The organism is Mycolicibacterium arseniciresistens (assembly GCF_030519285.1).
Classification (GTDB): Bacteria; Actinomycetota; Actinomycetes; order Mycobacteriales; family Mycobacteriaceae; genus Mycobacterium; species Mycobacterium arseniciresistens.
On the sequence record NZ_JAUMSQ010000418.1, the window covers coordinates 1 to 5,178 of the forward strand.

Consider the following 5,178-nt stretch of genomic DNA (forward strand, 5'->3'; position numbering starts at 1 on the left):
CGCGAGGGCCGGCGCCGCCGCGGCAGGAGCGGCGTCGGTGAGCCTGGTCGGCTACGGCGCCACCCGGGCACTCGGCCCGCCGGACGTCCTGGCCGTGCCGGTGCGCCTACGCAGCCTCGACCCCGCATTCACCGGCTTCCGGATCGCGGTGGTGTCCGACATCCACCTCGGCCCGCTGGCCGGCCGCCGCCACACCGAACGCATCGTCGAGACGATCAACGGGGCCGAGCCGGATCTGGTGGCGATCGTGGGCGACCTGGTGGACGGCAGCGTCGCCGAACTCGGCGCGGCCGCCGAACCGCTGCGCGATCTGGCATCGCGCGAGGGCACATTCTTCGTGACCGGCAACCACGAGTACTTCGTCGACGAGCCGGCGCAGTGGCTGACCGAGCTGGACCGGCTCGGCGTGAACGTGCTGCGCAACGAGAACACCCCGATCCGCAGGGGCGCGGCGGCCTTCGACCTGGCCGGGATCAACGACCTCGCCGGTGAATCGCGTTCCGACCCGCCGAACTTCGACCGGGCACTCGCCGGCGTCGGTCCGTCCCGGCCGACGGTGCTGCTCGCCCACCAGCCGATCATGGTGAGCGAGGCCGCGGCACGCGGGGTGGACCTGCAGCTGTCGGGGCACACGCACGGCGGGCAGATGTGGCCGTTCCACTACGTGGTGCAGCTCGTGCAGCCGTCGCTGGCCGGGCTGTCCACCGTCGACGACACCCAGCTGTACGTCACGCGGGGCGCCGGGTTCTGGGGGCCACCGGTCCGGGTCGGCGCGCCGCCGGATGTCACGGTGCTTTCGCTGAGTCCACGGGGCTGACAAGCCGTCACACTTCCTGCACCGCATTCCGGTCCGCGACGCTGAGCGACCGCCTAGCATGCATCGATGCCATCAACGACGACGCGGCCGGGTATCTGCCGGATCTGCTCCGCGCACTGCGGGGTGCTCGCGACGGTCACCGACGGCCGGCTCACCAAGGTCACCGGCGATCCGGACAACCCGATGTTCAAGGGTTACAGCTGCGCCAAGGGCCGGGCGCTGCCCGAGATCCACAACAATCCCGCCCGACTGCTGCACAGCCAGAGGCGCACGCCCGACGGTGCATACGAGCCGGTCGAGTCCGGTGTCGCGATGGACGAGATCGCCGCCACGTTGCAGGCGCTGATCGAGGCGCACGGACCGCGCTCGGTGGCGCTGTACCTGGGGACGAACGGGCTGCCCTACCCCGCCTCGGCGCTCATGGGCAACGCGTTCATCCGGGCGATCGAATCACCGATGTTCTTCACCGCCAACACCATCGACCAACCCGGCAAACAGATCGCGCTGGCCGCCCACGGCCACTGGCTCGGCGGCGACGTCGACTTCGGCGAGGCCGACACCTGGCTGCTGATCGGCACGAACCCGTTGGTGTCCAAGGCGATCGGCATCCCGGGCCAGAACCCGGCGCAGAACCTCAAGGCCGCCGTCGGCCGTGGCATGAAGCTCATCGTCATCGACCCGCGCCGCTCGCAGACGGCCGCACGGGCGGCGATCCACATCCAGCCCCGCCCGGGCACCGACGCGGTGATCGTCGCGGGCATCATCAACATCGTCATCGGTGAGAAGCTCTGCGACTGGGACTTTCTCGCCGAGAACGTCGACGGGTTCGAGGCGCTGGCCGAGGCGGTGTCCGGGTTCACCCCGGCCTACGTCGCCGACCGCGCGGACATCCCGGAGCAGCAACTCCTCGACGCCGCGCGGATGTTCGCGACGTACGGCACGCGCGGCGGCATGGTCAACGCGGGCACCGGCGCGAACTTCGCGATGCACGGCAGTGTGCTCGAGTACCTGTGCCTGTGTCTGACGACGATCTGCGGGCGCTGGCAGCGGGCCGGCGAGCGGGTGACCCGGCCGAACACCCTGCTGCCCGCCTTCACCGCGAAGGCGCAGCCGCACCCGCCCTACGAGGGCTGGGGATACGGCGAGCGGCTGCGGGTTCGCGGGCTGACCGACACCGTGGCGGGGATGCCGACGGCCGCGCTTGCCGACGAGATCCTGCTCGACGGCGAAGGTCAGGTCAAGGCGCTGATCTGCATCGGCGGCAATCCGATGGCGGCGTGGCCGGATCAGCGAAAGACGTTGCGGGCGCTGGAGAACCTTGACCTGCTCGTCACGCTGGACACGGAGATGTCGTTGACGTCGCGGCTGGCCGACTACGTCATCGCGCCGCGCATGCAGATGGAGACGCCGGCCATGACGATGGGCAGCGAGCTCATCAAGTACTACGCCAGCGGGACCGGCATCCCGGCGGCCTACGGGCAGTACGTCCCGAGGCTGATCGAACCGCCCGCCGGCTCGGATCTGATCGAGGAGTGGCAGTTCTTCCTCGGACTGGCCCAGCGGATGGGGCTGGAGATGTGGTTCGTGAACTTCTTCGGGGGCGGCGGCGGCAGGTTCATGGAGTCGCCGCCGATCGTGCTGAACATGAACGGCGACACCCGCCTCACCACCGAGGAGCTGTTCGAGCAGATGTGCGCGACATCGCGCATCCCGTTCGACGAGGTGCGCAGCCATCCGCACGGGAAGATCTTCGACGTCGATGCGGTGGTGGAGCCCCGCGACGCCGACTGCACCGCGAAGCTCGACGTCGGCAACGGCCAGCTGCTCGCCGAACTCGTCGCGATCCGGACCGACGAGTACGTTGCGGCGCAGCAGGACCCGGCCTTCCCGTTCCGGCTCATCCCGCGGCGGCACGGCAACTTCATGAATTCGTCGGGCACGAATCTCGCCGCCCTGCACCGCGGCAAGCCCTACAACCCGACCTACATGCATCCGGACGCGATGGCGGCGCTCGGACTGCAGACCGGGGCGCTGGTCACCGTGACGTCGCCGCACGACAGCATCCCGAGCGTCGTCGAGGCCGACGACTCGCTGCGCCCCGACGTCGTCGCGATGCACCACGCCTTCGGCGGATTGCCCGCCGAGGATGACGAGGTCCGCGACCGCGGAAGCAATGTCGGCCGCCTGGTGCCCACGGACGTGGAGTACGACACGATCACCGGCCTGCCTCGCCAGGGCGACATCCCGGTCAGCGTGACGCCACGAATCGAAGCCGCCGTCTGACCGTCCTGTCAGGCAACGCGTTTCATCGTCACCGGTTTCGCGCGTCTGCCGGGTGGTGGTGGCGCGGTGGAGTGATAGGTGGCGCCGGTGGGGGTGGTGAATGCGGCGGTGTGGGTGCCGTCGCGCTGGTGGGTGCTGACGTGCCACCCGGGTGATTCTTTGTCGTAATTGCATCGTGCGCACTCGCCGAGGCCGTTGACCGCGCCGGTGGGTCCGCCTTCGTGGTGGGGGTGGGCGTGGTCGTGGTGGCGGATCGGAGCGTCGCAGTAGGGGGTGCGGCAGGTCTGGTCGCGCAGATCGATGAAGGCGGCGAGGCCTTTGGGGAAGCAACGGGACCGGGATTCCATCGCCACCAGGGCGCCGGTGCGCGGATGGGTGTAGAGCCGGCGGATTGTGGCCACCGAAGCTGCGTCGTGGACCATGCGGCGGGCGATCTCGGCCGGGATGGGGCCGTAGCCGTACAGATGAGCGGGTTCGGTGTCGCCGGCGAGCAGTGTCTCATCGGAGATCGCCATGTTCACCGCGATGGGGATCGGCTGTTCGGCCGGCCGGCCGGTGACGCGTTCGACGAGGGTGTCGGCCATGACCTGGCCGCGAGAGCGGCCGTCGAAGGTGGTGTCGGCGACCTTCTTCAACGCCGCGTAAACCGCGACGCCCTGGGCGACGGGCAGCAGTGCGGTCACATAGGTCATGGTGTCGGGGGCGGGGCGGATGGTGACGGTGCGCTCGGTGACCGCCTTGGTGGCCCGGTCGACCACTGCGCGGGCATCCAACCGGTAGGCGATCTTCTTGGCGTCGGCTTCGATCCGTGCGTCGCCGAGACCATCGAATGCGCGGACATCCCCGCACATCTCGTAGTCGAGTGTGCGGCGGTCCTCGACGGACAGGCAGGCTGATTCGCGGACGATGAGGGTGGCGCGCCACTCGGTGAGCGCCCCGCACTCCAATGCGGCCAAGGTGTGGGGCATCTCGTGGACCAGTGCCCGGGCGAATCCGAGGTATCGCCCTCCCTGGTTGGGTGATGCCCGCCGCGCCAGGGCCACTTCGCCGGCCAGGCCCCGGCCCCGCTTGGCGGCGGGCACTCCGGCGGCGGCTTCAGCGCAGCGTCGCAACCGGTCCAGTTCTGCGGCCACCTTCGCCTGTCCGGCCGCCGCGGCGGCTTTCGCCGATTCGAGTTCGGTGAGGCGTGAAATCAACCGCGCTTCGTCGGCGTCGGGAGGCACGGTGGCCAGATCCTCGAACATGTGTTCGACAATACCGATGCCCACCGACAGCTCCGGCGGTCATCCACAGCGCATATCGGTGGCCTAACGATTGCGTCATCCTTCGATGTCAGCCCTCGCGCGGCGGGAGCCGACGTGGTCTGGTGGACGGTGATGACCGCTACCCGTTCCATGTTGCGCCGCCCGGCCCTGGCCGGAGCGGCGGTCCTCGCTCTGGTGTTCGCCGGCGCCGACCAGCTGGCGACGGCGGCGCCGTCCTCCGACGCGCAGGGTTTCGTGGACTCCACCGCGCGGTGCACCGCGCCCGACACGGCCGTCGCCTTCGGCCGGACGGACAGCTCGCGGGTCGCGATCTGCGAGAGCCCGGACGGTGAACTCGAATACCGCGGCGTGCGGGTGCGCGACGGCGCCAAGCTGATCCTGTCCGCGACCCGGTCGGGCGACGACTTCGTCGCCGAGAGCGGCGACGCCGCCTACACCGTCTCGCCGTCGGCCCTGATGGTCAGTATCGAGGAGAAGATCGTCCGCGACGAGCCGATGGTGGAGTACCACGGACCGGACTCGGCCGAAGCCGAGTCCTCGCCCACCCCGTCGAAGCCGCTGCCCCCGCCACTGCCCGCCGAGGTCGGCGGCGGCAGCTAGCCCCACGGCCGTCGAGGCGCCCTGACGCGGACGTCGATCTTGAATTAGGTGCTCACTGTCCGCCGCGCGCGACCTATAGTCGTCTGGGCAACTCGTGTGGGGGTGAGAGCGTGAACAGCGAACCGCAGGATCAAGGGACTCCGGGACCGGATCCCGCCGGTCAGGGTGGCTCGGGCGCGGACCCGACGCCGCCGACCGTCGGCTCCGCGGCCG

4 protein-coding genes are annotated in these 5,178 nt (G+C 70.0%); 3 read left to right on the plus strand and 1 reads right to left on the minus strand.

Features of this window, described 5'->3' with window-relative positions:
* Together Q2100_RS29620 and Q2100_RS29625 are read left to right on the plus strand one after the other, a co-directional pair.
* The coding region (locus Q2100_RS29620; RefSeq protein WP_302916894.1) for a metallophosphoesterase at positions 1-817 on the plus strand (817 nt) is incomplete at its 5' end.
* A 66-nt stretch (positions 818-883) separates the two neighbouring features.
* Positions 884-3,100, plus strand: coding sequence for a molybdopterin-containing oxidoreductase family protein (locus tag Q2100_RS29625; protein ID WP_302916895.1), 2,217 nt, complete (start codon positions 884-886; stop codon positions 3,098-3,100).
* 8 nt (positions 3,101-3,108) lie between these two features.
* On the opposite strand, the gene Q2100_RS29630 is transcribed toward Q2100_RS29625, so the two are convergent.
* Positions 3,109-4,344, minus strand: a complete 1,236-nt coding sequence (locus Q2100_RS29630; RefSeq protein ID WP_302916896.1) for a 13E12 repeat family protein — start codon at positions 4,342-4,344, stop codon at positions 3,109-3,111.
* Positions 4,345-4,476: 132 nt separating this feature from the next.
* Here Q2100_RS29630 and Q2100_RS29635 point away from each other — a divergent pair, with 132 nt between their 5' ends.
* Positions 4,477-4,965 carry a hypothetical protein gene (locus Q2100_RS29635; RefSeq protein WP_269896055.1) on the plus strand — a complete coding sequence of 163 codons (489 nt, stop codon included), beginning with the start codon at positions 4,477-4,479 and terminating at the stop codon, positions 4,963-4,965.
* Positions 4,966-5,178 lie beyond the last annotated feature (213 nt).